Source organism: Streptomyces sp. NPDC026673, from assembly GCF_040638135.1.
Lineage (GTDB): Bacteria > Actinomycetota > Actinomycetes > Streptomycetales > Streptomycetaceae > Actinacidiphila.
In genome coordinates, this window is record NZ_JBEZXR010000053.1 from 29453 (window position 1) to 54434 (window position 24982).

Annotated in this window: 21 protein-coding genes; 13 read left to right on the forward strand and 8 right to left on the reverse strand. The window is 73.8% G+C overall.

Annotation, left to right across the window (positions count from 1 at the left end):
• Window positions 1-2: 2 nt before the first annotated feature.
• A complete protein-coding gene (locus tag AB0F62_RS29360; protein ID WP_361805688.1) occupies window positions 3-4466 on the reverse strand; it encodes an ATP-binding protein in 4464 nt (1487 codons plus the stop codon).
• A gap of 118 nt (window positions 4467-4584) precedes the next feature.
• Between AB0F62_RS29360 and AB0F62_RS29365 the strand changes: the two genes are divergently transcribed.
• Complete coding sequence (locus tag AB0F62_RS29365; protein ID WP_361805691.1) at window positions 4585-5544, forward strand: translation initiation factor 2; 960 nt, start codon at window positions 4585-4587, stop codon at window positions 5542-5544.
• A gap of 160 nt (window positions 5545-5704) precedes the next feature.
• On the opposite strand, the gene AB0F62_RS29370 is transcribed toward AB0F62_RS29365, so the two are convergent.
• Both AB0F62_RS29370 and AB0F62_RS29375 read right to left on the reverse strand, forming a co-directional pair.
• Window positions 5705-6499 carry an SDR family oxidoreductase gene (locus tag AB0F62_RS29370; RefSeq protein WP_361805694.1) on the reverse strand — a complete coding sequence of 265 codons (795 nt, stop codon included), beginning with the start codon at window positions 6497-6499 and terminating at the stop codon, window positions 5705-5707.
• Between the two features lie 180 nt (window positions 6500-6679).
• Entirely contained in the window at window positions 6680-7369 is a 690-nt protein-coding gene (locus AB0F62_RS29375) for a 1,4-alpha-glucan branching protein (RefSeq protein ID WP_361805697.1), read from the reverse strand.
• 208 nt (window positions 7370-7577) lie between these two features.
• Between AB0F62_RS29375 and AB0F62_RS29380 the strand changes: the two genes are divergently transcribed.
• Complete coding sequence (locus AB0F62_RS29380; RefSeq protein WP_361805700.1) at window positions 7578-7862, forward strand: ribbon-helix-helix domain-containing protein; 285 nt, start codon at window positions 7578-7580, stop codon at window positions 7860-7862.
• Window positions 7859-8248, forward strand: coding sequence for a hypothetical protein (locus AB0F62_RS29385; protein ID WP_361805703.1), 390 nt, complete (start codon window positions 7859-7861; stop codon window positions 8246-8248). Before AB0F62_RS29380 ends, AB0F62_RS29385 begins: the two co-directional genes overlap by 4 nt.
• Window positions 8249-8270: 22 nt before the next feature.
• On the opposite strand, the gene AB0F62_RS29390 is transcribed toward AB0F62_RS29385, so the two are convergent.
• Window positions 8271-9497, reverse strand: a complete 1227-nt coding sequence (locus tag AB0F62_RS29390; protein WP_361805706.1) for a cytochrome P450 — start codon at window positions 9495-9497, stop codon at window positions 8271-8273.
• 107 nt (window positions 9498-9604) lie between these two features.
• Here AB0F62_RS29390 and AB0F62_RS29395 point away from each other — a divergent pair, with 107 nt between their 5' ends.
• A complete protein-coding gene (locus AB0F62_RS29395; RefSeq protein ID WP_361805709.1) occupies window positions 9605-10837 on the forward strand; it encodes an FAD-dependent oxidoreductase in 1233 nt (410 codons plus the stop codon).
• Window positions 10838-10924: 87 nt separating this feature from the next.
• On the opposite strand, the gene AB0F62_RS29400 is transcribed toward AB0F62_RS29395, so the two are convergent.
• Window positions 10925-11803 (reverse strand): alpha/beta fold hydrolase, encoded by an 879-nt coding sequence (locus tag AB0F62_RS29400; protein WP_361805712.1) that lies wholly within the window; start codon window positions 11801-11803, stop codon window positions 10925-10927.
• Between the two features lie 308 nt (window positions 11804-12111).
• Between AB0F62_RS29400 and AB0F62_RS29405 the strand changes: the two genes are divergently transcribed.
• On the forward strand, window positions 12112-12810 hold the full coding sequence (locus AB0F62_RS29405) for a TetR/AcrR family transcriptional regulator (protein ID WP_361805715.1): 699 nt from the start codon (window positions 12112-12114) through the stop codon (window positions 12808-12810).
• Between the two features lie 131 nt (window positions 12811-12941).
• Here AB0F62_RS29405 and AB0F62_RS29410 read toward each other — a convergent pair whose 3' ends face one another.
• Window positions 12942-14171: a PP2C family protein-serine/threonine phosphatase gene (locus tag AB0F62_RS29410; protein ID WP_361805718.1), complete on the reverse strand. Its 1230-nt coding sequence runs from the start codon at window positions 14169-14171 to the stop codon at window positions 12942-12944.
• Between the two features lie 177 nt (window positions 14172-14348).
• On the opposite strand from AB0F62_RS29410, the gene AB0F62_RS29415 reads away from it, so the two are divergent.
• From AB0F62_RS29415 to AB0F62_RS29435, 5 genes are all read left to right on the forward strand, one after another.
• A complete protein-coding gene (locus AB0F62_RS29415; protein ID WP_361805721.1) occupies window positions 14349-14894 on the forward strand; it encodes a DUF4863 family protein in 546 nt (181 codons plus the stop codon).
• Between the two features lie 51 nt (window positions 14895-14945).
• Window positions 14946-16277, forward strand: a complete 1332-nt coding sequence (locus AB0F62_RS29420) for a hypothetical protein (RefSeq protein ID WP_361805724.1) — start codon at window positions 14946-14948, stop codon at window positions 16275-16277.
• Entirely contained in the window at window positions 16274-17395 is a 1122-nt protein-coding gene (locus tag AB0F62_RS29425; protein WP_361805727.1) for a hypothetical protein, read from the forward strand. The genes AB0F62_RS29420 and AB0F62_RS29425 overlap by 4 nt, the downstream gene beginning before the upstream one ends.
• A gap of 37 nt (window positions 17396-17432) precedes the next feature.
• Window positions 17433-18800 carry a CoA transferase gene (locus AB0F62_RS29430; RefSeq protein ID WP_361805730.1) on the forward strand — a complete coding sequence of 456 codons (1368 nt, stop codon included), beginning with the start codon at window positions 17433-17435 and terminating at the stop codon, window positions 18798-18800.
• A 141-nt stretch (window positions 18801-18941) separates the two neighbouring features.
• Entirely contained in the window at window positions 18942-20225 is a 1284-nt protein-coding gene (locus tag AB0F62_RS29435) for a M48 family metalloprotease (RefSeq protein ID WP_361805733.1), read from the forward strand.
• A 34-nt stretch (window positions 20226-20259) separates the two neighbouring features.
• Here AB0F62_RS29435 and AB0F62_RS29440 read toward each other — a convergent pair whose 3' ends face one another.
• Window positions 20260-21081, reverse strand: coding sequence for a DUF1684 domain-containing protein (locus AB0F62_RS29440; RefSeq protein WP_361805736.1), 822 nt, complete (start codon window positions 21079-21081; stop codon window positions 20260-20262).
• 222 nt (window positions 21082-21303) lie between these two features.
• On the reverse strand, window positions 21304-21978 hold the full coding sequence (locus AB0F62_RS29445) for an MBL fold metallo-hydrolase (RefSeq protein ID WP_361805739.1): 675 nt from the start codon (window positions 21976-21978) through the stop codon (window positions 21304-21306).
• A gap of 241 nt (window positions 21979-22219) precedes the next feature.
• Here AB0F62_RS29445 and AB0F62_RS29450 point away from each other — a divergent pair, with 241 nt between their 5' ends.
• From AB0F62_RS29450 to AB0F62_RS29460, 3 genes are all read left to right on the forward strand, one after another.
• Entirely contained in the window at window positions 22220-23092 is an 873-nt protein-coding gene (locus AB0F62_RS29450) for an oxidoreductase (protein ID WP_361805742.1), read from the forward strand.
• A gap of 78 nt (window positions 23093-23170) precedes the next feature.
• A complete protein-coding gene (locus AB0F62_RS29455; protein WP_361805745.1) occupies window positions 23171-23872 on the forward strand; it encodes an SDR family NAD(P)-dependent oxidoreductase in 702 nt (233 codons plus the stop codon).
• Between the two features lie 219 nt (window positions 23873-24091).
• Window positions 24092-24934 (forward strand): prephenate dehydratase, encoded by an 843-nt coding sequence (locus AB0F62_RS29460; protein ID WP_361805748.1) that lies wholly within the window; start codon window positions 24092-24094, stop codon window positions 24932-24934.
• Window positions 24935-24982: the final 48 nt, after the last annotated feature.

Below are 24982 nucleotides of genomic sequence, written 5' to 3' on the forward strand. Positions count from 1 at the left end.
CCTCAGAAGCGGGGGCCGCCACGTCTGCCCCGCACGGGCCGGAGGGCCTCCGCCTTGAGCAGCAGCAGGTCGCAGCGCTGTCGGGCCTGAAGAGCGAGAACGATGCCCTCCCGTTCGTCGAACAGGGCGCCGGCGGCTTCCACCGCCGGCCCCCGCCAGGGGACGACGGCTCTGTCCAGCCGACGCCAGTTGGTCGCGTCCAGGACGGACAGCGTCCGCTCGCCCCCGCACACGACGAGCAGGGGACGCTCCGGGCTGCCGCTGAACAGGAGTGCCGTGGGCTTCCCACCCTCGTACGGCAGTTGCTCCCGCACCCATCGGGAGCCCTTGTGGCGCGCGACGGAGATCCAGTCGTCGTCCGCCCAGGCCAGCAGCGGGACCGACTCACCCAGGAGATGGTGCTCGCCCAGCGCGACCGCGGCCGTCCGTTTCCCCCGCTCGTCCAGGAACGGCAGCTCCCGCCATGTGCCGCCACCGGTCTCCCAGACACGGAAGCCCCGCCCGGTGTCGACCGCCAGACGGGTCCTTCCGTCCGCCATGGCGCGTGCGCTCATGGCGTGCGCCACGACCGGCACGCTCGACTCGGCCTTCCATGCGTCGCCGCGCAGCGTTCGGCGGACCACCTCACGGCTGTCCGGGAAGAACAGACCGGGTGCCCCGTCGCCGTCGACGACGAGTTCCAGTCCCCGTACGCGATCGCCCACGTCGCCCTTGAGCGAGAAGTCCTCGGCGGCCTGATGGCCGCTGAGGTCCGCCGCCACCGACCAGACGCGCACGGTCCGTCCGAAGGCCGTGGCGACGATCCACCGGTCCGCGTGCCATACCGCGCGGACGGCCGTCACCCTGTTCTCGTGCCGCAGTTCGGTGTGCGCCCGCTCGCTGCCGTCCGCCGCCACGAGGCTGACCACCACATCGCCGCCGGCGGCACGGCACAGCAGCGGCGGCGCCCCGGGCAGGCCGGCGGCGAGTTCCACCGTGAGGTGCTCGTCGTGGCTCCGGCGCATCACGTCGCCCTGGGCCTCGGCTGCCGAGGCGACGTCCAGGATCCGTACGTCCGGACCGTCGGCGGCGGCGATGCGGCCCGTGCCTTCCGGATCGCACGCGAGAGCCTGACCGTGCCGGTGCCCGCTCACCTCGAACACGCACAGCGCGGTGCTGCCGGCCGTTCCTCCGCCGACGTTCTCGTCCGGCACGTCCTGTACGTCCCGTACGTCGGGGACGCCGTGGACCACCAGCCGATCGTCCTCGTGGAGCACCAGCAGGGGCCTGTCCGCCCACCGTCCGAGCGCCAGTCCTCGGGCGGAGGTGCGCAGCGACAGGACGGGGTCGGGTTCCCGTTGATCGAGGGCCAGCCGCCAGACCCTCGCGGTACGACCGTCGGTGCAGGCGAGCCAGGCCTGCCGCGGTACCGGTGACCCGGCCGCGACGCGTGGTTCCGCCATCGCGGCCACGGCCCGGGCGGGCAGGGTGTTGTCGCCCAGCGTCCAGGACGCGCCCAGCAGCCGTTCGCCCTGCGGGTGCACCTCGTGCAGGACGACCTCGCGCCCCGCGGCCAGCAGGAAGTGCCGGTTTCCGAGGGAGAGCAGGGCGATCCGCTCGGCCCGCAGGTCCAGCACGTCGCTGAGCACCGCACGGGACGCGCTGCCGCCGGCGTCCCAGTGCCAGGCCCACACCCGCCGCCCGTCCGCGGCCATCAGCAGTGCCCGGTTGCCGCACTCCGCGACGGTGAGGCTGTCCGGGGCGCCTCCCCACTGGAAGACCTGGGCGGGTTGGGGCGAAAGGTCGTCCCAGAGGAGGACCTCGTCGCTGTCGCTCGCGGCTGTGACGCGCCGCCCGCCGATCAGCGCTCCCGTGACCCGGGTCAGGACCCGGTTCCGGTCGGGCGGGCGGCGGGTCAGATGCTGCTTCCCGGTCTCGGGCTCGTGGACGACGACCGCTCCGGGGACGGCGGCCGACAGGGTGCCGCCGGGAGCGGCCGCGGACCAGTGCAGGGCCCTCGCGCCGCCCCGCGCGGTGGGCCAGCGCAGATCGAGAGGCATCGGCCGGCCGTCCGTCCACCGCTCGGTCCACGGCAGATCGTCGAAACCCGGCGAGGTCATCCTCCGGTACGCGCCCGGCCGGTGGTTGACGAAGGCCACGCTGCGCAGCAGGGCACGGCGCTCGACCGGGCCGTGCCGCATCCGGAAGGCGTCCGCGACGCGGACGTAGAGCGCGGCGCCCTCGCACTCCCGAAGCTGTGCGGCGGCCAGCGGGACGACCGGGTCCGGGTCCGTGTGGACGAGGAACTCCGGGTCGTCGAGGAGCCGCCGCAGGTGGGTGGCGCCCGCCTGGGCCGCGTGTACCGCGAGGTAGGCCCGCGTGTACTTGTCCGCGCGGGCCCAGTCCCCCGCGCTCCGGGAGCGCAGGGCATCGTGGAGCCGTCGGTGACCCTCCTCGGGCGCCAGCTCCGCCCGTGCCAGGAGATGCCTGCCGAAGCCGGCGTGAGCCAGTCGGTAGGTGCCCGATTCCACGGTCACCAGTCCGCCCTCGGCCAGCGCGAGGACGTCTCCCACCTCGTCACGGGTCAGCGGACGGGGGTGGTCGACCAGAGCGTTCGCCATGGTCATCAGCAGGGTCGGATCCGCCAGGCCGCCGCCGTGGACGAGCGCCAGCGGCGCCAGCACCCGGACAGCCGGCCGTGCCCCGTCCCCCTCGAGGAAGTCGATCTCCCTGTTGACCCATGGGTGCAGCCCCGTGCCGGCGTCCCTGAGCTGTGCCGACAACTCCTCCTGGCTGAGGGGACGCGTGCCGCGTGCCAGCTGTCCGGTGATGAGCCGCGCGACGAGGAAGAGGCGACCGCTCTCCTCCGAGATCGTCTGTGCGGCCTCGGTGCGTGAGACCGCCCGGCGGTCTCCGGCGTACGGCGACCCACGGGCGGCGAGCATCGCCTCGACCATGGTCGCGATGTCCCGTTCCGTGTCGTCGTCCTCGTCGAGCGCGAGCGCCGAGGTCGTCTGGTCCAGCACGTCCAGCAGGCTCTCGCCCGGCGCGGACTCGGCGAGTTGTCTCCGCGGCCGGGGCCGGGTGGCGACGACGACCTTCACGCCCGGGGTCTCGGCCAGGCGGTTGAGCAGGTGCCGGGCGATCTCGTGCGCCTGGCCCGGCATCGCCTCGTCGAGGCCGTCGAAGACCAGGTTGAGAGCGCCTTCGCTGCGCGCGAGTTCGCCGACGGCGCGAGCGCATTCGGCGGGGTCGAGGATGGCCTCAGGTCTGGCGCGCATGGTCTCGAAGGCGCCCAGGGCGTCCCGCACCGCGCCGACGAGCGCGCCGAGCGACTGGTCCCGGCAGGTGATGAGGGCGTGGACGGTGCCGGGCCGCGGACAGATCTGCGGGTGCGGCCGCGGCTCCAGGCGCTGTCTGCGGTGCGTCACGGACAGCAGCGCCAGCATGCCCAGGAGTGCGGTCTTTCCCGAACCGCCCGGGCCCGTGACGACCTGCATCCCGTGCGAGACCGTGTCCAGCCAGCGCACGAGGCGGCTGAGCACGGCGTGCCGGCCCGTGAACTCCCGCTCCAGGGGGCCGCCTTCCTCCAGGCCGAAGTGCGACTCCTTCGTCCAGGGCGGCGGCGCGTCGTCGGCGAGCACCGCCTGGCCCGCCCAGCGGTTGTCGTCCGCCTGGTCGTCCTCGCTGAAGTACGGGTTGTGCAGGAAGCTGTTGGGCAGGGGACGGACCACCTCGTAACCCGGCCGTTCGTCGCGGGTCTCCAGCCCCTCGGACGCCGCCTCCTGGTCGATGGCCTGCACGAGATACGGAACGGGGATGTAGAGGGCCGACCGGTCCAGGGGACGGGAGTGGTCGGGGACCTCGAGCTCCGGGTTCTCCAGCACGGAGGTGAGCCACCGGAGCCACAGGCCCTCGCGGATCGTCTCACCGACGCCCGAGGTGCCGATGACCTCGAATCCGTCCCTCCGGGTCTCATGGGCGTGCGCCACGGTCGTGCGGTCCTTGCTCAGGGCGCGCCGCAAGGCCTGCGGCAGGTGCCCGTGCGAGGAGCAGGCGTCCAGGACCAGGAGGGTGTGGGCCTGGTCGCGTGCGTCGAGGACACGGTCGACGACTTCGGTCAGGGCGAAGGAGCGCGCGGCGTCGAAGCGCCCGTCGGCCCAGGTGTCCTGGCAGGCGAGGTGGAAGCCGGTGGCGGCGTCGACTCCGTGGCCCGTCCAGTAGAGAATCTTGCGTTCCGCCCTGCGGTCGAGGAAGTCGTCCAGCCACAGCGAGAGTCGCTCCCGGGTTTTTTCCGCCGGGGGCCGCATGACCTCGCCGAATCCCAGCTTGCGCGAGGCGATGCCGGCGAACCGCTCGCTCTCCTCGGCGATGTGCCGGAGAACCTCCCGCCCGCCGTGCTTGGCTGGGTTGTCGTAGGAATCGACGGCGAGCACGGCGACGAGGCCCGTACCACGGAAGGAGTCCCTTCCCCGTCCGCGGGACACGGCACCACCCCCGCTTCCCTTGAGCCCCGTCCGCCCAGGTGGTCATTATCGTTTCCAACACATGCTATTGAAAGGGGAGTTCATGGCGCAGCGGGACAGGTTCACTCTTCTGGGGAAAGTGACGGACTGTCATCTCTACGAAGGCGACGGGACCCGCCCGATCGAGGAGGAGAACGTCCGCGTCCTCTACGAGAACCGGAGGGTGCAGTTTCCCGACGAGCTGGGGTTGTGGCGGCGCGAGATCGAGGACGAGGAGGCCCGCAGGCAGGCCGCGGGTGAACCGCACCACTGGAACAACCCGCGTTTCGCGGTGGAGAGCCTGGTCGTCTCCCGGACGCACACCGCAGAGGAACCCCAGGTCACGCTCTCCTTCCTCGACGCCGACTACTACGACTACCTCACCACGTCGATCAACCTCGACCGCAGACTGGCCAACGGCTCCACACTGCGCCGGCAGTACCTCCAGGACCGCGATCCGCTGGACGCGCCCGCGTGGATGTTCTGCAGCTTCGGGGTGAACGTGGCCGTGGAGACGGGCAAGGACGGCAAGATGCTGTTCTCCCGCCGCAGCGCCAAGGTGGCCGGGCCCAACGCCAGCCGCTGGAACTCCTCGGCGAACGAGGGCGCGGCCGCCAACCACGATCTGTCCGCCGCCGGTGAGGTCAGCCTGCACGCGATCGCCCGCCGGGCACTGCGGGAGGAGCTGGCCGTGCAGTCCTCGGATCGGACCGATCTGGAACTGCTGGGATTCGGCCTGGATCTGCGCAACAACCAGTGGGCGGCGTTCTTCCGGGCCGTACTGGGGGACCTGAGTGAGGAGGAGCTCCGGTTCCGCTGGAGCCGGGGCATCGAGGACAAGTGGGAGCACGACGAGTACGCCTTCGTCCCCGCGGACCCCGAATCGGCGCTGGGCTTCATCCACCGCACCGACGCCTGGACCCCGTGCGCCCCGGCGCTGTTCTACCTCGCGCTCGTCCGGGGCGCCGTCCGGGCCGAGGGAGGGGACACGGCCGCGCGGCTGCGGGTCGACGAGGCCGAACGAGCCGTGCTGGGGGGAGACCGGACCGGGGCGGGGTGACAGGCCGCGTCGGGGGTTCCGGCGGCGGGACGGGCACGGGGCCCGGTGATCACGGGGTGCCGCCACTCCGCGATCACCCGGGCGAGGTCTCCCGCCCATCCGCGGTCCGCGGTGCGGACGCCGTCCCGGCGGCCCGCTGCGCCCTGGACGTCGGCAACGCTCAGGGCACGATGGCGTCCACGCATCCCCCGTCGACCCGCACGGCGCCGCCCGTGGTGGCCGAGGCGAGGTCGGAGCTGAGGTACACCACCATGTTGGCGATCTCGGCCGGCTCGATCAGGCGCTGCAGCAGGGACTGCGGGCGGTGCTCGCGCATGAAGACGCGCTGCGCCTCCTCCCAGGGCAACTCTGCGCCGACGAGGTCCTGCACGAACTCCTCCACACCGGCGGTGCGGGTCGGGCCGACCAGAACCGAGTTCACCGTGACGCCCGACCCCGCGGCCTTCTTGGCGAAGCCGCGGCCGAGGGCGAGCATGGCCGTCTTCGTGGTGCCGTACTGGATCATCTCGACGGGGATCGCCACCCCCGACTCGCTGGAGATGAACTGGATCCGCCCCCAGTCCTGTTCGAGCATCCGCGGCATGTACATCCGGGTGAGGCGGACCGCGGACAGGACGTTGACCTCGAAGTAGCGGCGCCACTCGGCGTCGTCGATGTCGAGGGCGTCCTTGGCGGCGAAGACGCCGAGGTTGTTGATGAGGATGTCGGCGTCGGGCACGTTCGCGTAGGCCTGCTCGGCGCCCTCCGCGGTCGCCACGTCGGCGGCCACGGCGACGAAGTCGCCCCCGGGCACCTCGTCCCGCAGTTGCGCGACGGCCCGGGCGACCCGTTCCGGGTCGCGTCCGTTGACGCCCACCCGTGCTCCGGCCCGCGCGAGTCCCGCCGCGATGGCCGCTCCGATGCCCTGGGTCGACGCCGTCACCAGGGCGGTTCGTCCCGTGAGATCGATGCGCATGTCCCGCTCCCTCGGCTGACCAGGTCGACGACCACGGCACGACGGTTCGTCTCCCAGTCTCCGCCAGGGAGGAGCCCGACGCGCGGCGAGCGGGGACGGTCGCCGCACCGGTCGCCCGGGGCCGGTCGGGACGGGCTGCCGCCGCCGGACGGGCGCCGGGGGCGGCCCGCACCGCCCGGCTCACCCGGCCGTCGGCGCCCCGACGAGGGTTGCGAAGACCGCGCGGGCCTCGGTGCCGTCCGGCCGCTGCCAGCGGGCGGCGACGTGCCCCAGCGCGTCGGCGCCGTCCGCGCCGTCCACGCCGTCCGCGCCGCCCGTCGCGCCGGGCCGCAGCGCGCGGGTCACGCGGAGGACGAGCCGGCCCGCGGGGCCGCCGTCGAGGGTGACGTCGGTCGTCGCGTCCGGTCCGTCGGCGGCCGATCCGGCGCCGGACACGGCGGCGTCCGCCGGCCCCGCGTAGTGACGGGTGACGGTCGGGTCGGGCGTGTCGCTCACGCTCTGGGCCTGCGCCTCGGCCTCGCCGCGTATCAAGGCGGCCAACTGGGCGACCACGACCGGGTCGTGTGTGCCGTCGTACACCCAGCGCCTGCCCAGCACTCCGTGCTCCGTGGTGCCGATCAGCGCGTCCTCGGCACCGGTCAGGGGCGCACCGCGGTAGCCCATGGGCACGTGGTAGGCGGCGCCGTCCTGGTCGGTGACCACCATGAACTCCACGCCCACCTCGCCCAGGGGGTCGTCGAGGCGGAACCCGCCCGCCTTGACCAGCTCGGGCCGCCGCTCGGCGCCCGCGTACCAGGGCTGCCGGGGGAGCCACTCGGCGAGCAGTTCCAGCTTGGTGGGCGTCAGTGTCGTGTGGTGGATGAGCGACATCGCCGGTGGGACCTTTCCCTGGGTGTGCCGGGTCCGCGGCGGACGTGTGCGCGGCCGCAGACGTGGGCGTGGACGTGGGCGCGGACGCGGGCGTGGACGTGGACGCGGACGCGGGCGTGTGGGCGGGGCCTCATGGTGTCATCCGGGTCCGACACGCGGGGCCTCGCGACGTCCCCGCTTCGGGGCCATACGTCGGTAAGGTGGTCGTATGGCGAAGCAGAAGGTCACGATCACCCTCGACGAGGAAACCGTCGCCGCGGTCGACAAGCTGGCCGGCGGCCCCGGCGGCAACCGGTCCGCCTTCATCGAAGCGGCCGTCACCGAACGCCTTCAGCGCACCGAACGCGCCCTGCGCGCGGTCGACTGGCTCGCCGCCCGGGCACGCCAGGAGCACCCCGGCGAGTGGGAGGCGGCCGTCGAGGCCGTCACCGCGGCCGACGCGCGGCGCGGCTTCGAGACCGCTCCCCCCGCCGACCCGGGTCAGGCGGCGTGAGCGGCGGCTACATCCTCGACCACACCGCCGTCCGGGCCCTCGCCCTGGGGCGGCCGTACATGGTGGCCCGGGTCATCCGCTCCGCGCAGAGCGCGGTGCCGCTGTACGTCCCGGCCGTTCCCCTCGCGCAGGGCCTGGCCGAGTCGGTCCTGGGCGAGGTCTACGAACGCCTCCAGGACGCCCTGGCGGCACCGTGCTTCGTCTTCCGTCCGCTGGGTGAGGCGGCCTGCTGGTCCGTCGCGCAGATCGCCCATGAGCGCGCGACGGACATCGCCACCGCCCACGCCGCCCACCTGGCCCTGTCCACCGGTCTGCCGGTGATCACCCAGGAGCCCGACGCCTACAAGCGCGTGGACGTCCGGATCGACACCGAGCAGATCATCTGACCCTCCCGGCGGCGGTGGGGCGTCATGTCCCGTCGCCGGAACCGAAGGTGACGGGCAGCCGCGCGGGCCCGCGCAGCACGCCCGGCCGCCAGCGCAGCTCGCCGGGCGGCACCGCGAGCGCGAGGCCGGGCAGCCGGCGCAGGACCGCGCCGATGGCGATCCTCCCCTCGAGCCGGGCCAGCGGCGCTCCCAGGCAGTAGTGGATGCCGTGGCCGAAGGCCAGGTGGGCGTTGTCCTGGCGGGTGATGTCCAGGCGGTCGGGGTCGGTGAAACGGGCCGGGTCGCGGTCGGCGATGGCGGAGGCGACCACCACGGTCGCGCCGCGCGGGATCGCCACACCGGCGATGGTGAGGTCCTCGCGGGCGAAGCGCGCGATGCCGGGGTTGACCGGTCCGTCGTAGCGCAGGAACTCCTCGATCGCGCCGGGCAGCAACTCCGGGTCCTCGCGCAGTTTGCGCAGCTGGTCCGGGTGGGTGAGCAGCGCGGCGATGCCGCTGCCGATGAGGTTGACGGTGGTGATGTACCCGGCGACCAGCAGCAGGAAGGCCATGGCGATCAGCTCGTCGCGGTCCAGCCGCCGCTCGTCGTCGTGGGTGGCGATCAGCGCGCTGAGCAGGTCGTCCCCCGGACGCTCGCGCTTGGCGTCGATGAGCGCGGTGAGGTAGGCGTGCATCTGCCGCCAGGCCGCCTCGATCTTGGCCGGGTCCGGTCGCTGCGGCCCCTGCAGGACCATGTCGTCGGTCCACCGCTGGAAGTCGTAGCGGTCCGCGACGGGCACCCCGAGCAGCTCGCTGATCACCGTGACCGGCAGCGGCAGGGCGAAGTCCTCCACGAGGTCGGCGCGCCCGGCGGGGACGACCGCGTCCAGGAGTTCGTCGGCGATCGCCTGGACACGCGGCTCCAGCTCGGCCACGCGGCGGGCGGTGAAGGCCTTGGAGACCAGCCGGCGCAGCCGGGTGTGGTCGGGCGGGTCGGCGCGCAGCATGGTGCGGATCATCGACTCGCGCTCGGTGGTGGGCAGCCGCTCCATCAGCCGGGGGTCGGCCGCGTCCCGGACGTCGCTGCTCAGCCGCGGATCGGTCAGGGCCGCCAGGCCGTCCTCGTACCGGGTGACCAGCCAGGCCTCGAGTTCGCCCTGGATCACCGCCCGGCGGACGGGGCCCTCCCGGCGCAGCTCGCGGTAGAGGGAGAAGGGATCGGCGACGAAGGCGGGATCGCCGTAGGGCAGGGTGACCGGCTGCTGGCTCATCAGGCCTCCGGGGACGCGTCGCATCGCATGACGGCAGTGATTTGCACCCTTCAAGGATAATATGTCCCGTTGTTGCGGGCCCGGATGCCGGTGGAGGGTGGGCTGTGATGGAACGGACCACGTGCTGCGTGGTGGGAGGCGGCCCGGCGGGCATGGTGCTCGCCCTGCTGCTGGCCCGGGCCGGGGTGGAGGTCACCGTCCTGGAGAAGCACGGCGACTTCCTGCGGGACTTCCGCGGCGACACCGTGCACCCCTCGACCCTCGCCCTGCTGGACGACCTCGGCCTGGCCGAGCGTTTCGCCGCGCTGCCGCAACGCCGCGTCACCACCGTCCAGTTGCCGATCGGCGCCGGGCGGTCCCTGGTCACCGTCTCGGACGTCGGCGCACTGCGGGGGCCGTACAACTACGTGGCGATGGTGCCGCAGTGGGACCTGCTCGACCTGCTGGCGGACGAGGCCCGCCGCGAGCCGTCCTTCAGCCTGCGCATGGCCACCGAGGCGACCTCCTTCCTCGAGGAGCACGGCCGGATCACGGGCGTCCGGTACCGCACCTCGGACGGACGCGCCGGTGAGCTGCGGGCCACCCTGACGGTGGCCTGCGACGGCCGCGGATCGCTGGCCCGGTCGCGGCCGGAACTGGGCCTGCGCGAATTCGGCTGCCCGATGGACGCCTGGTGGTTCCGCCTGCCGCGGCACCCGGACGACCCGCGGGGCCTGGTGGGCGGTGTCGGCGACCGCTTCCTCACCGCGATGATCGACCGCGGCGACTACTGGCAGTGCGCCGCGCTCATTCCGAAGGGCAGCGACGCCGAACGCCGGGCGGCGGGCCTCGACCGGTTCCTCTCCGCGTTCTCGGCCGCCGTGCCCTGGCTGGGCGACCGGGTGCGAGCGGTGCGCTCCTGGGACGAGGTGAGCCTCCTCGACGTGCGCTGCGACCGGCTGGAGCGCTGGCACCGTCCGGGGCTGCTCTGCATCGGCGACGCCGCGCACGCGATGTCCCCCGTCTTCGGCATCGGCATCAACCTCGCCGTCGAGGACGCCGTCGCCACCGCGCGCCACCTGGTGGAGCCGCTGCGCCGCGGCAGCGTGGGGCTGCGCGACGTACGCGCCGTCCAGCGCCGCCGGTGGCCGACCACGGCCGCCACGCAGGGCCTGCAGCGCCTCGCCCACCGGCGGTTCATCGCCCCGGTGCTGGCCGGACGCTCCCCGCTCGGTGACGCCGACCGGGCGGGGCGGCTCGCCGGCCTGTTCAACTCCACACCGTGGCTGAAGCGGGTGCCCGCCTACTTCATCGGCTACGGCGCTCTGCGGGAGCGCCCGCCGGCGGCGTCGGTGCGGTAGGCGGTCGGGAGGTGCTCCCTTGGCGCCTCGGCCCTTCGTCCGTCGGCCGATGCCGGACGAAGGGGCCGGGCGGGGGCGGGCCTTCGCTCAGGAGGCCCGGGTCGCGTTGCGGGCGATCGCGTCGAGGATCGCCGGCCACACCTGTTCCGGCAGGTCGTGGCCCATGCCGGGGATCAGCAGCAGCTCGCCGCCCGGGACCGCGGCGGCCGTGGCCCGTCCGCCGCTGGGATCGATGAGCGGGTCCCGCTCGCCGTGGACGACCACCGTCGGCACCGCGACCGAGCGCAGTCCCGGCGTACGGTCCGGCGAGGCGAGGATGGCGGCGTACTGGCGCATGTAGCCCTCCGGGCGGTACGCGCGGTCGTACGCGGCGGTCACGCGCTCGCGCAGTTCCTCCGGAGCCGGCGGGTAGTCGGGGGAGCCGATCACGGCCGCCCGGCGCACCCCCTCGTCGATGACGGCCTCGCGGGTCGGGGGGACGCCGTTCGAACCGGGCATGGCCGCGATGGCCTCCGCCGAGGCGCGGCCGACCGATCGGTCGCCGGTGGTGGACATGATCGAGCAGAGGGAGAGCACGCGGTCCGGGTGGTCGATCACCAGTTGCTGGGCGATCATGCCGCCCATCGACGCGCCGACGACGTGCGCGGCCCGGATGTCGAGCGCGTCCAGCAGCCCGACGGCGTCCTCCGCCATGTCGGCCAGCAGGTAGGGCACGCCGGAGGTGTCGCCCGACAGCACGGCGCGGATGTCCGGCAGGGGGTGCCCGTCGAGGCCGGTCGACAGACCCGCGTCGCGGTTGTCGTAGCGCACGACGAAGAATCCGCGGTCCGCGAGGGCGGAGCAGAACTCCGGCCGCCACAACGTCATCTGCGCGCCGAGCCCCATGACGAGCAGCAGCGCCGGATCCCCCGGGCTGCCGAAGGTGTCGTACTCGAGCTCCAGGCCGTTGGACTTCACGCGCGGCATGCGGGACTCCTCGGGGGTCGCGGACGGATCGGTCGTACCGTCCAGTCGGTACGATAGCCGGGCCGCCGCCGGTCGGCACCCCCACCCGCGAACGGGTCGGCGTGCGCCGGGACTCGGGGGGTCTCCGCCCTCCGCGGCGGCCGCCGCGCCCGTCTGGCACATGGTGCGCGCCTACGCCCGGTGTCGCATTCACGGGCCCGCGCGGCCGCCGGCGGGGTGAAGCGAGGGGCTCGTTACGTTACGCTTATGTAATGTAACGCCCGCGAGGGTGGGCGACGGGCTGCGTCCGGGCACAGAGGGGACCGTGGATGAGCGGCGACGACCGCGCCGGTGGCGCCAGGGGCGCTGGGACCGCGAAGAGCGACAGGGCGTCCGGCCGTGGACCGGGCGGCGGTGCCGCACCGCGCTCCGGCGGCCGCCCGCGTGATCCCGCGATCGAGGAGGCGATCATCCAGGCGACGCGCAAGCGCCTGGTCGCCGACGGTTACTCGCAGATGACCATCGGGGACATCGTCGCCGACGCGGGGGTCACCCGGCCCACGCTCTACCGGCGCTGGGCGAACAAGTACGACCTGGTCGTCGACGCCCTGGAGTACGGCTTCCGCGCCCAGCGCGAGGCGTACCCCGACATCGACCTCGACGAGCTGCCGGCCGTCGAGGCGTTCCGGGAGGCCGTGCGCCGCCTCGACCCGCGCTACCACAACCGGGCCGCGATGGCCCTGCACGGAAACTTCATGGCGGAGGCCGAGCGGGTCCCCGGCCTGCTGGAGCAGTTGCGCGAGCACGGGGTCCGGCCCCGGTGCGGCGAGCTGCTGGAGACCCTGCGACGGCTCCAGGAGCGCGGCGAGGTGCGCGAGGACGCCGACCTGGACACCGTCGTGACGCTGTGCTTCGGGAGCTACTTCGCGGACTACCTGCGCACCGGCGGTTCCGGTGCCGACATCCCCGACCGTCTTGTCGACACCCTCTGGCCCACGATCGCGACCCGTCCCGCCGCGTCGGGCTGATTCCACCGGGTCCCGGGGGCCCGGGCCCCTCCGGCCGCCGACCGCGGAGGGCGCCCGCGTCGAAGGCGGACTCCCCGTGCCCGGGGCCGCGTCGGCGTCGCGGCGCATGGGCGGGTCGGTGCCGGGGTGCGTCAGACGGCGGGTGCGCACTGGACGGCCACAAGCGCCACGTCGTCGTTCAGCTGTCCGTCCGTGTGGCGCAGCAGGTCGTCCAGGACCTCCCGCAGGAGGGATTCGGGGTCGCTCCCGGCCGCGTTCCGGGGGATGCCCCGGTCGGTCATGGAGTAGAAGGCGCCGGAGCCGTCGCGTGCCTCGGCGAGGCCGTCGGTGTAGAGCAGCAGGAGGTCCCTCGGCGCGAGCGGAAAGGTGTCCTGCCGGTAGGCGGCGGGATCGAGGCTCGCCAGGCCGAGGGGCGGTGCGGGCGCCGGGCTCGCGAGCGCGGTGATCCGGCCGTCGCGCAGCAGCAGCGGCAGGGGGTGTCCGCAGCTGACCGTCCTCATGGCGCAGTCGCCGGGCGGGAACTCCACGAGCAGTGCGGTGGTGAAGCGTTCGGAGGCGTTGGCGTCGACCTCGCGCACCTCGGACACATGCCGGCGGACGCTGCCCTCGAGGGCTGCGGCCAGGCGGGGAAGGGTGGGGTGCTGGTGCGCCGCCTCGCGGAAGGCGCCGAGCAGGGTCGCGGTGTCGTCCAGTGCCTGCAGGCCCTTGCCCTTGACGTCGCCGATGAGGAGCCGGGTGCCGTACGGCGTCCTCGCCGCGGCGTAGAGGTCGCCGCCGACCTCGGCCATCGTCTCGGCCGCCCGGTACACCGAGGCGAGCCGCAGGTTCTCGATGCGGCGGGGGAGCGGCCGCAGGACGACGTGCTGTGCCGCCTCGGAGATCGCCCGCAGCCGTGTGGCCTCCCGGCGGTTGCGCTCGCGGGCGCTGCAGAAGGCGACGAGGAAGAAGGAGACCGCCAGCAGCGCGGCGACATGGGTCGGCAGGATCGGCGAGCGGAGCAGGCCGTCCTGGACGTCGCAGATCACCGCGGCCGTCAGGGAGAGCGCGGCCGTCCCGGCGGTCGTGCGGGTCGTCGAGATCGCCGCCGTCAGGGCGGGCGCGGCGATGAGGAGGGAGGCCAGGTGGATGTCGGGAGGGGTCGCGAGACCGATCGCGGTGATGATCAGGACGAACGCGACGGGCGCGGCCGTCTCGGTCAGCCGCCACGCCCCGCAGGTGCCGGCCCACGCCCGCCTGCGGAGCCCCGCGCGCCTCCCGCCGTGCGAGCAGCCGCCGTGGCGATATCCGCCTTCGGTCGACGCGCCGGCCGCGGTCGCGACCGGCGCCGTCGCGACCGCGGCTCGCCGGATGAGCTTGTGCACGGACCTACCTCCTCGTATGGCCCCTCCGCCCTGCGGTCGAAGCGAATGCCGGGGTCATTTGATTTACAGATAGCGACTGTAACGATAGTCGATTATGTCCGCATTCCCGGCGAGGCGGCATGGACTGATGGGTTACAGTCATTAGGTGTAATGAAATTACTCGGAGTGGGAGGCACGGTGGACCACAGGAGAGAGCTCGTCGAGCGCAGCATCCCGTTCCTGGACGAGGTCAGGAACCGCACCGCCGGCAAGGAGCTGGAGGGGTGGCTCAACGACACCCACGGTCCGGACGGCGAGCTGTACGGACACCTGGCGCGCCTGATCACGCTCGGTGTCGAGGAAGGGTGGGCCGCGAACGTCGAGGTCGACGGCCCGAACTACCGGCGCAGCCTCATCGCGCCGCCCTCGCGGGAGACGCTGTACTTCAGCATCACCGCGGTCTACATGAACAGCGAGGCGCCCTACCGGGGTCAGTACCACGCCCACCCCTACGGCGAGATCAACCTCGTGGCCCCCGTCGACCGCGGCGCGCGCCTGGCCGGTCCCCACGGCTGGCAGGGTCCGGGCTGGACCGCCCCCGGCCCCGGCAGCCACCACTACCCCGAGGTCCGCGGCGGCGCCCTGATCGCCCTGTTCTACCTCCCCGCCGGCCGCATCTCCTACGACATCACCGAGCCGCCCCACGGCGAGGGCGGGATGCCGGAGCCTGGCCTGGCCCGCTGAGCCGATCCCCATCGGAGGGACGTTCACGGAACGGCACTAGGGTGCGGTGTCGTGGATTTCGGTGGGTTGGAACGGCGCTACCGCACCTACGAGGGGTGGATTCCGCCGGAGGTCGTGTCCTTGCTGATCGAGCACGGCCACCTCGACGAGGTGCGGCTGCAGGCGCGCCGAGGGGACTGGATCTGCGCGTCGGCGTGGGCGCGGGAACTGGTCGGGCAGGGCCGGCACGATGACGCCCTGGACGTGCTGGCGCCGTTCGCCGGCACGGACTGGTGGCGCGCGGTCGCAGCGGTCGTCGACGTCCTGGAGGACGGCGGACGCGCGGACGAGGCGATCGCCCTGGCCCGCCGGAGTGCCAAGCGCGGGATGCCGTTCCTGTTCGAGCACCTGACCAGGCTGCTGGCCCGGCACGGCGGCGCCGCCGAGGCCTGTGAACTGCTGCGCCCGCACACCAGGGACAGCGCTCTCGCCGAGGCGTTCGTCGACGTGAGCGCCGGGCTGGGCCGGGACGACGAGATCGCCGCGCTGCTGGAGGCGCATGTGGAGGCGGGGCGAGGGCGCGATCCGTGGCACGCCCGGCCAAGGAACGCCGTGCATCTGCTGGCCGTCGTGCGTGAACGGCAGGGGCGGGTCGACGAGGCGGTGGCCCTGCAGCGGGCCTGCGACGTCGCCGTGGTCAACGGCCGCGACCTGCTCGCCGAACTGCTGGTACGGCACGACCGGCTCGACGAACTGCGGGGCCACATCGCCGGAAGCGGGGCGGAGACGGCGGCCGGACGCCTGGCGGTTGCCCTGGAGGAACGCGGGGACGTGGAAGGCGCTTTGGACGTGCTCCGGCCGTTCGCGGCGGACCGCTCCCCGAACAGGTCCGTCGCGCTCGCCGAGTTGCTGGTCCGCCACGACCGGACGGACGAGGCGATCGAGGTCCTGCGGCCCGTGCCGGGATCGATGGGCGGCGATCCCGAGTGGGTCCTCCGTATGCTCTGCACGCTCCTGGCCGACCAGGGCCGCGCCGATGAGGCGCTCGCGGCCATCGACGACCTGGCCGTCCGGAACGGAGGCACCTCGGCGGAGCTGTTCGTCGAGCGCATCCGGCTGCTGTCGTACTGCGGCCGCACGGAACAGGCGATCACTGAGCTGCGCGCCGACCGCGACGCCGCTGCCCGGAGCGATGCGGGTCTCCTCTCCGAGGTGCTGGCCGACGCCGGACGGCTGGACGAGGCCATCGACGTCCTGCGAGCACCTGCCGACGGCGACATGGACCAGATCCCCCTGGCGGAGGTGCTCATCCGCCGCGGACGTGTCAAGGACGCGGTCGCCCTCCTGCAGGCGCGGTCAGGGGCCGGTGCCGACGTCCCGGAGCTGCTCGGGGAGACCTCATGACGATCACCGCGCGCGCCGTCGGCGCGGTCGAACTGCCCGGCGCCGCCCCCGTGACGGGCGGTCACGCGCTCCTGCGGCATCCCGGCGGACGACACCACGCACTGCTGCGCCACGACGGCGTGATCGCGCTGGTCGACCTCGGGGCGGCGTTCGCCGGTGGGCCGGCCGTCCTCGCCACCGTCGCGGACCCCTGGCCCGGTTGGCGGAACAGCGCCTGCGCGGCGAGCCCGGACGGCAGCCTGATCGTCCTCTCCGGGCAGCGCTCCGTGCTGGCGCTGGATTCCGACGGCCGGACCCGCTGGGAGTACGGGCACGGCTGCTGGGGCGACGGTCCCCACCGGCATGACGGCCCCGAGCCGTGCCCGGGCTTCTTCAGCGGCTCCGTACAGGTCGGCGCGGACGGCCGGCACGTCTGGGCGCACGTCCGGCCGGACATCGACCACGGCGACCCGTACGTCGACTCGCACGAGCAGTGGGTCCTCCTGGACGCCGCCGACGGCACCGTCCTCGGCCACGCCCGGGTCGAGGGCGGTTCCCAGGGCTCGCACCAACTCACGCCCCCCGACGGCTCCCGGATGATCCTCGCGACAGGCCAGGGCCAGGACGGTTCCCCGGCCTACGTCGGCCACTGGGACGGGTCGGCGCTCACCGCCGGGGAGATCGGCGACGGCTTCCGCATCCCCGTCGCCCTGCACCCCGGCGGCCGGGCGTTCCTGAGCACACCGCACGGCCACGACCCGCTCCTGCTGCACCGCTTCCCGGGCGGACAGGTTCTCATGGACCGGGACGCCGCGGACCTCGCGGGCCGCGACGCGAACACGGACGACGACGAGTTCGAACCGGCCTGGGACTTCGTCGCGGGCTTCGTCGACGGGCACACCGTGATCGCCGCCGCCTACGACGCCGGCCACCACCGGGAGGAGTCCCGGCATTGGCTGCTGGACGCGCTGACCCTGCGCCCGCTCGGCCCGGTCGCCTACCCGGATCCCGGTCCGGACCCGGGTCCGGACCGGGATCCGGATCAGGGCGGCTACCCCGTCGCGCTCGGCGACGGCACCTGGCTCACCCTGGCCGCGGACGGCACCACCCTCAACCGCTGGGCCCCGCACCGCCGGTGACCGGTGGGCCCGGGCCGTCCCCCGAGGAAGGAACGACATGATGCCGCAGCCGCCCGACCGCCCGACCGCCGACGCCTGGAAGGCCCTCGGCGGCGCCCCCGATCGGGCGGAACACGTCGCGTACCGGGAGGTGGCCGGGGTGTTGCCCGCCAGGCTGCCGGTGCGGCGGATGGCCCGGGCCACGGTCGGGGTCTGCTCCCTAGCCGCCGCCGAGCTGCTGGCGCTGCGCTCCGGCGGGCCGCCGCCCCCGGTCCTGGTGGACGAGGCAGCGGTGGCCACCGCCTTCGTGAGCGAGCGCCATCTGCGGATCGACGGCCGGGCGGCCACGTCCTTCGCCCCGCTGTCCGGCTTCTGGCGCACCGCGGACGGCTGGGTGCGCACCCATGCCAACTACCCGCACCACCGGGCCCGGTTGCTGGCCGCCCTGCGCATCTCCGACGACGGCGGTGACGAGGTCCTCGTGGGGCGGCTGGCGGACGAGCTGGCGGGCCGGGCGGCCGCCGAGGTCGAGGAGACCGTCTACGCGGCGGGCGGCCTGGCCGTCGCCGTACGACCTCCGGGCCCCGCGGCAGTGCCGCTCGTGGAGGCGGAGCGGACCGACGACGCCGAGGTACGCCCCCTGCCGCCCTCGGGACTGCCCGCGGAGGGCATCCGCGTGCTGGATCTGACCCGGGTGATCGCCGGACCCGTCGCCACCCGCACGCTGGCGCTGCTCGGCGCGGACGTGCTGCGCGTCGACAGCCCGCGGCTCCCGGAGGACGAGCGGGCCCACGCGGACACCGGCTTCGGCAAGCGGTCGGCGCGGCTGGACCTCTCCGGGCCCGGCCGCAAGGACTTCGAGGAACTCCTCGCCGCCGCCGACGTGGTGGTCACCGGCTACCGTCCGGGTGCGCTGGACCGCTTCGGCCTGTCGGCGCGGGCCCTGCGCGAGCGGCGTCCGGGCCTGGTCGTGGCACAGCTCCGGGCCTGGGACCGGTCCGGTGCGTGGGCGGAGCGGCGCGGGTTCGACAGCCTGGTCCAGGCGCGGTCCGGCATCGCCTCGATCGAGGCGGGACCGGACGGCCGCCCCGGCGTCCTGCCCGCCCAGGCCCTCGACCACGGCACCGGCTATCTGCTGGCCGCCGCGGTCCTGCGCGCCCTGACCGACGCCCGCCGCCAAGGCGGCGGACGGCTGCTGCGGTTGTCGCTGACGGGCACGGCGTCCTGGCTGACGCACGGGATCCGCCCGAGCGATGCGGAGGCCGGATCCGGGGCGGGTCACGACGCCGAGCCCCGGCTCGCCGTCGCCGACTCCCCGTACGGACGCCTGGTCCACGCCCGGCCGCCCCTGGGGTACCTCGGCGCCCCGGAGGACTGGAGCCGCCCACCGGGGCGCTGGGGCACGGATCCCGCGGTCTGGGGCTGAACCGCGCGTGCACACCTGGTGAACCCTTCGCCCGGGGCGGGCGGTGGCCCTGCCGGGGTGCACCGGAGCACCCTGACCACCCGGAGCACCTGGAGCACCATTACGATGCCCCGGCCGGAGATGATCAAGGGGAGGGGCGGCATGGGGACCGAGGGTGGAAGACCGTGCCCGCAGTGCGGGCAGCCGCTGACGGCGGACGACCGGTTCGTCGTCTGGTGCGCGGCGTGCGACTGGAACGTGCGGGGCGGGAACGAGGACGACGACGAGCACGACGGTCGCCTCGACGCGTTGCGCCGGCGCCTGTCGCGGAGGTACGGCGAGGAGCTCTTCGCCAGGATGACGTCGGAGCGACCGCCGAGGCCCGGCCGGGGCGCGGCGTACGTCGGTGCCCAGGTGATCGCCGGGCTCGTGCACCTGCTGACGCTCGCCGTGGCGGGCGCCGGTGTGTGGCTCCTCGTGACGGGTTGGCGGGCGGTCGTCCCCGCCGTGCTGGGCGTCCTGCTGCTGGGCCTGGCATGGCTGATGCGTCCGCGGCTGGGGCGGATGCCCCGTCACGGGGTCCATCTGCGCCGGGCGGACGCTCCCGCGCTCTACGCGCTGCTGGACGAGGTGGCCGACACCCTCGGGGCGCCACGGGCGGACGTGGTCGTGGTGCACGCCGAGTTCAACGCCTGGGTCCAGGCAGTCGGCCTGCGCCGGCGCAAGGTGCTGACGATCGGACTCGGGCTGTGGGAGGTGCTGACCCCCCAGCAGCGAGTCGGCCTGCTCGGCCACGAGTTCGGTCACTTCGTCAACGGCGACACCGGCCAGACGTTCGTCATCGGCTCCGCGCAGCGCACGCTCGCCGAGTGGTACGTACTGCTGCGTCCGCAGGACGACACCAGCGGCCTGGGAATGATCGAGACCGCCGCGCGACTGCTCATGTTCGTTCCGGCCTCCGCCGTGCTGCTGCTCCTGCACGTCCTGACCCACCTGACCCTGCGCGCCGGTCAGCAGGCCGAGTACCTCGCGGACGATCTCGAGGCGCGGATCGGTTCGACGGAGGCGGCCATCGGCGGGCTGGACGTCCTGCTGTTGGCCGACGCCGTCTACTTCTGGCTCGACCAGCAGTACGTCACCGCGGGCACCGTGCACCGCTCCACACGGGACGCCGCCCGGCAACCCGACGAGGCGGTCTGGGAACGCCTCAAGGAGTACGTGGCGTCGATCCCCGCGCACGAGCTGGAGCGGCGGCGCCGGCTGTCCGTCCTGACCGCCCACGCCGAGGACCTGACGCACCCGCCGACCCACCTGCGCCGCGCCGCCGTGGAGCGCCGCGAGCACCACCCGGCGGCCATCGTGCTGGACGTGGCGCGGAACAAGGAGGTCGACGCCGCGCTGGACCCGGCCCGACGTACGCTCGGCCGGGAGGTCCTGCGCGGCTGAGACGGGCGGCCGGTGCGTCGGACGCGGCCGGGGATCAGGCCCGTCCGGCGCGCTCCCGGGGGATCTTCTCGCCCGCCTCGACGGCGAACGGCAGCCGGTTCCCGGCGGGCGGGAGCGGGCAGGTGGCGAGGTCGGTGTACGCGCAGGGCAGGTTGGCGGCGCGGTTGAAGTCCAGGCTCACCCGGCCCCCGGCGTCCGGAGGGTCGATCTGCAGGGAGCGGTTCGCGGCGTAGGTGGTCACACCGGACGTCGCGTCCGTGAACAGGGCCATCAGGCCGCCGGGCCGGGAGCCGTTGAAGACGGTGAGCCGGTACGTCGCGCCGTCCACCTCGAACTCGACCTGGCCGGGCGAGTCGTAGACGTGCTCCATCCCCTCGACCGCGGCCCCCACCGTCACCGGACGGGGGACGTCATGAGGAACGAACCGGCCGTCGCGGACCCAGCGCGGATCGGCGGCGTAGGCGGGTGTCCCGGTGAACGCGGTGCGCAGCGGGTTCCCCGGGTGGCGCGGACGCAGGATGTCGTGGCCACCGCGCTTGGCGACCTCGACCACCGCGTCGCCGAAACCCGCGTACACACTGTCCCGCTCGCCGATGACCCCGAAGTCGTACCGGCCGCGCACCGCGGCCCCGTCGACGGTCAACTCCTCGTCCTCGTCCAGGTCGACCACCACGCGGCCGTCCGCGGCCGACCAGCGGCCCGGGGCGTCGTCAAAGCGCTCCGGCAGCGGTCCCAGCCAGCGCAGGCTGGTGATCGCGAGGAAGCCGTGCGGTGCGGCGAGCACCTCCTCCTTGGCGCGGTGCCAGCGCTCCCACTCCTCGGTGAAGCCGGTCCGTTCGACGTCCTGAGCGGTCATGTCCGCTGCTCCCTCGCGTGACGGTGTACGCCTCCGTGACGTACAACCACCGCGGACCGCGAGGTCATCCCGGAGGGTCCCGCACTGTTTCCGGCGGGGTGGTGGCGGGGAGCGGCCCGCCCGGTCGGCGTGCGAGGACGACCAGGCGGGCTCCGCTCCCCAGGCTGCCCCGTCCGTGGACGCGGCGCAGTCCGGCGGCGACAGAGGTTGCGCCGGACGGGGTCAGGGGCGAGGCCGGAGGGACAACGCACGCTCCAGCGCGGCTCGGTCCGCCGGTTCCCCGTGCGCCGGGAGGACGATCTCGATCGGCAGCGCGAGCAGCGGCCTCGGTCTTTCGACGACCTCCTCGTGCGTGACGCCGCCCCGCAGCCGCTCGTTGATCCGCGGGCCGCGGCCGAAGTCGCCCAGCGTGTCGCCCGCGATCAGGGCCCCCGCGCGGTCGTACCAGAGCACGAGGTCGTTGTGCTCCCTCCCGGCGCGGGCCTCGATGCCCACCGGAAGCCGGTCGCCCGCCGCGTACAGATGCCCCTCGCCTGCGTCCCCGGCGAGCAGCCGGCCGACATCGGGGCTGCCACCGGCGGCCTGCTCCGCGGCGATGCCGAACTTCTGCACGAGGTCGTCGGCGGTGTCGGGCGGCGGTACGAACACCGGTGCTCCGAGGCTCTCGACCAGGTTCCGCGTGTCGCGTTCGTGCCACGGCGCGGTGAGCACCACCACCGGATCGCGGTGGACGGCGAGCGCGAGGACCGCGCCCGGCACGGACAGCGGGTCGAAGAGGAGGAGCCGGGTCCCGTCGTCGACGGCGTACGACGACACCTCCCTCGCCCACCGCTCGTCCGGCGTCCGGTCCGGGTGCGGCGCCCGCCAGTGCCAGACGCCGGTCGCCACTTCGAGCATGCGGGGACCCTATCGGCGCCCGCCGCCCGACGCGCATCCCTTGCACGAGTGGGTTCGCCACGCGGCGACTCCCGGGCCGGATGTGCCCCGCCGGTGCGGAGCCGCCCGCCGGGTGCCTGGTCCTGTCACCCCCGGGAACAGCGGGGTACTGCCACCCGCGCCGGGCGCCGCGCACAGTGGATGACGGCCGGAGTCGACCGGTTCGTCATCCCCCCACACCAATGCGCGGAAGGTGCGATACATGAGCAATGCCCTGAATGTTCCCGGTGGTGTCCTGAGGCTCGCGGACGACCTCGTCGTCAGCCGCATGGGGTACGGCGCCATGCAGCTCGCCGGGCCCGGCGTCTTCGGCCCGCCCGGGGACCGCGGCCAGGCCCTCGCGGTGCTGCGCGAGGCGGTCGATCTGGGGATCACCCACATCGACACCAGCGACTTCTACGGGCCCGCGATCGTCAACGAGCTCATCAGGGAGGCGCTGCACCCCTACCCGGACGCACTGCGCATCGCCACCAAGGTCGGCGCCCGCCGCGACGACAAGGGCGGCTGGATCCCCTCCCTGGAACCCGCGGACCTCAAGGCCCAGGTCCACGACAACCTCCGGCGCCTCGGGCTGGACGTCCTCGATGTGGTCTACCTGCGCCTCGGTTCGGTGGCGGGCACCAGCGACGACTCCATCGCCGAGGAGTTCGGCGCCCTCGCGGAACTGCGCGAGCAGGGTCTGATCCGGCACCTCGGCCTCAGCGGGGTCTCCGGCGCCCAGCTCACCGAGGCGCGGACCATCGCCCCCGTCGTGGCCGTGCAGAACCTCTACAACCTGGTGCAGCGTCAGGACGACGCCCTCGTCGACCGGTGCGCGGCCGAAGGCATCGCCTTCGCCTCCTTCTTCCCGCTCGGCGGCTTCACCCCGCTCCAGTCCCGTGAACTGGCGGACGTCGCCGCCCGGTTGGGCGCCTCGCCGCAGCAGGTCGCCCTCGCCTGGCTGCTGCGGCGGTCCGCGACGACCGTCCTCATCCCCGGTACGTCCTCCGTCGCGCACCTGCGCGAGAACGTCGCCGCGGCCGGGCTGGAGCTGCCCGCCGACGCGATCGCCGCACTCGACGGCATCGGGTCCTAGTCCCCGGTCGACCGCCCTGCCCCAGAGACCCCCCGTGCGGACCCACGCGCACAACGATCACCGGCAAAGGATCACTTCATGACCATCACGCTCGTCACCGGCGGCAACAAGGGCCTCGGCCGTGAGACCGCCCGTCGTCTGGTCGCGCTCGGCCACACCGTGTACATCGGTGCCCGCGACGCCGCACGCGGCCGGGCGGCCGCCGAGGAGATCGGCGCCAGGCTGCTGGCGTTCGACGTCACCGACGACGCCTCCGTCTCCGCGGCGGCCGACGAACTGCGCCGCCGAGAGGACCGGCTCGACGTCCTCGTGAACAACGCGGGCGTCTTCGAGGGCATGATCGACGCGGAGCAGGCGTCCGCCGCGCACATGCGGGACGTCTTCGACGTGAACGTCGTCGGCCTCGTGCGCGTGACGCACGCCTTCCTCCCGTTGCTGCAGGAGTCCGCCTCCCCGGTCGTCGTCAACGTCAGCAGCGGTCTCGGTTCCTTCGGCACGGTCCTCGACCCGGAGAAGAACGAGTCCCGGTACGTCACGCCCGTCTACTCCGCGTCGAAGGCGGCTGTGAACATGCTCACGGTGCAGTACGCCAAGGGCCTGCCCCGCATGCGGGTCAACGCGGTCGAGCCCGGTTTCAGCGCCACCGACCTCCACGGCCTGAGCGGGCACGGCATCCAGACCCCGGAGGAGGGCGCCGAGGCGATCGTGCGGTACGCCACGGTCGGCCCCGACGGCCCGACCGGCACCTTCGCCGACCGCGCGGCGCCGCTTCCGTGGTGAACGCCGCGGCGAGGCTCACGCCCCCGGGCGGCCCCGGGCCGCCCGGGGGCACCCGGCCGTACCGTGGTGGAACCGCTCGTCCGGCCCGGCCCGGCCCGGCCCGGCCCGCGGCCGTCCGGCCCTCGGACGGGAACGGGGCGCGCGCGAGGTGCGCAGTAGCATGCGTGGGGCGGCCCCGCCGCACGCACAGCCCACCGATCCGGAGATACCGACAAGCACATGGTGACCATCGCCTACCAGGGAGAACCCGGGTCCAACTCCGCCGCCGCCGCCCACCGGCTGTACCCCGACTGCCGGGAGCTGCCGTGCACGACCTTCGAGCAGGCCCTGGAGGCGGTCTCGCTGGGCACCGCGGACCTGGCGGTGATCCCCGTGGACAACTCCGCCGCCGGACGCGTCGCCGACGTCCACCACCTGCTGCCCGAGGCGGACCTGTCGATCATCGCGGAGTACTTCCTGCCGATCCGCTTCGACCTGATGGGCGTACCCGGCGCCACACTCGACGACATCGTGTGCGTCCGCAGTCATGTGCACGCGCTGGGCCAGTGCCGGAAGATCATCCGCGAGGGCGGCTGGCAGACGCTGGTGAGCGACGACACGGCCGGTGCCGCCCGCGAGGTGGCCGAGCTCGGCGACCCGCGGCACGCGGCGCTCGCCCCGCCCGGTGCCGCCTCCCTCTACGGGCTCCAGGTGCTGCGCGGCGGCGTCGAGGACACCTCCGACAACACCACCCGTTTCGTCGTCCTGTCCCGCGACGCGCGGTTCCCGTCCGACTCGGGCACACCGATGATGACGAGCCTGTTCTTCTCCGTACGGAACATCCCGAGCGCGCTCTACAAGGCACTGGGCGGCTTCTCGAGCAACGCGGTGAACATCACCAAGATCGAGAGCTACCAGGTGGGCGCGGGCCTGAAGGCCAGCCGCTTCTACATCGAGATCGAGGGCCACCCTGACGAGAGCAGCGTGGCGCTGGCCTTGGAGGAGCTGCGCTTCTTCTCCTCTGAGGTGCGCATCATGGGCGCCTACCCGGCCCATCCGCACCGCTCGCTCGACCACGACTGACGCCGGCCCCGACGCCCGACGCGGCGGGCGGGTTCCGCCGCCCGCACG

Bases quoted from the DNA above. Each gene is read 5' to 3' on its own strand.
- AB0F62_RS29430 (WP_361805730.1), top strand. From the start codon at position 17,433: ATGATGCCGCAGCCGCCCGACCGCCCGACCGCCGACGCCTGGAAGGCC.
- AB0F62_RS29435 (WP_361805733.1), top strand. From the start codon at position 18,942: ATGGGGACCGAGGGTGGAAGACCGTGCCCGCAGTGCGGGCAGCCGCTG.
- AB0F62_RS29460 (WP_361805748.1), top strand. From the start codon at position 24,092: ATGGTGACCATCGCCTACCAGGGAGAACCCGGGTCCAACTCCGCCGCC.
- AB0F62_RS29400 (WP_361805712.1), bottom strand. From the start codon at position 11,803: ATGCCGCGCGTGAAGTCCAACGGCCTGGAGCTCGAGTACGACACCTTC.
- AB0F62_RS29455 (WP_361805745.1), top strand. From the start codon at position 23,171: ATGACCATCACGCTCGTCACCGGCGGCAACAAGGGCCTCGGCCGTGAG.
- AB0F62_RS29395 (WP_361805709.1), top strand. From the start codon at position 9,605: ATGGAACGGACCACGTGCTGCGTGGTGGGAGGCGGCCCGGCGGGCATG.
- AB0F62_RS29370 (WP_361805694.1), bottom strand. From the start codon at position 6,499: ATGCGCATCGATCTCACGGGACGAACCGCCCTGGTGACGGCGTCGACC.
- AB0F62_RS29425 (WP_361805727.1), top strand. From the start codon at position 16,274: ATGACGATCACCGCGCGCGCCGTCGGCGCGGTCGAACTGCCCGGCGCC.
- AB0F62_RS29440 (WP_361805736.1), bottom strand. From the start codon at position 21,081: ATGACCGCTCAGGACGTCGAACGGACCGGCTTCACCGAGGAGTGGGAG.
- AB0F62_RS29445 (WP_361805739.1), bottom strand. From the start codon at position 21,978: ATGCTCGAAGTGGCGACCGGCGTCTGGCACTGGCGGGCGCCGCACCCG.
- AB0F62_RS29390 (WP_361805706.1), bottom strand. From the start codon at position 9,497: ATGAGCCAGCAGCCGGTCACCCTGCCCTACGGCGATCCCGCCTTCGTC.
- AB0F62_RS29405 (WP_361805715.1), top strand. From the start codon at position 12,112: ATGAGCGGCGACGACCGCGCCGGTGGCGCCAGGGGCGCTGGGACCGCG.
- AB0F62_RS29380 (WP_361805700.1), top strand. From the start codon at position 7,578: ATGGCGAAGCAGAAGGTCACGATCACCCTCGACGAGGAAACCGTCGCC.
- AB0F62_RS29375 (WP_361805697.1), bottom strand. From the start codon at position 7,369: ATGTCGCTCATCCACCACACGACACTGACGCCCACCAAGCTGGAACTG.
- AB0F62_RS29450 (WP_361805742.1), top strand. From the start codon at position 22,220: ATGAGCAATGCCCTGAATGTTCCCGGTGGTGTCCTGAGGCTCGCGGAC.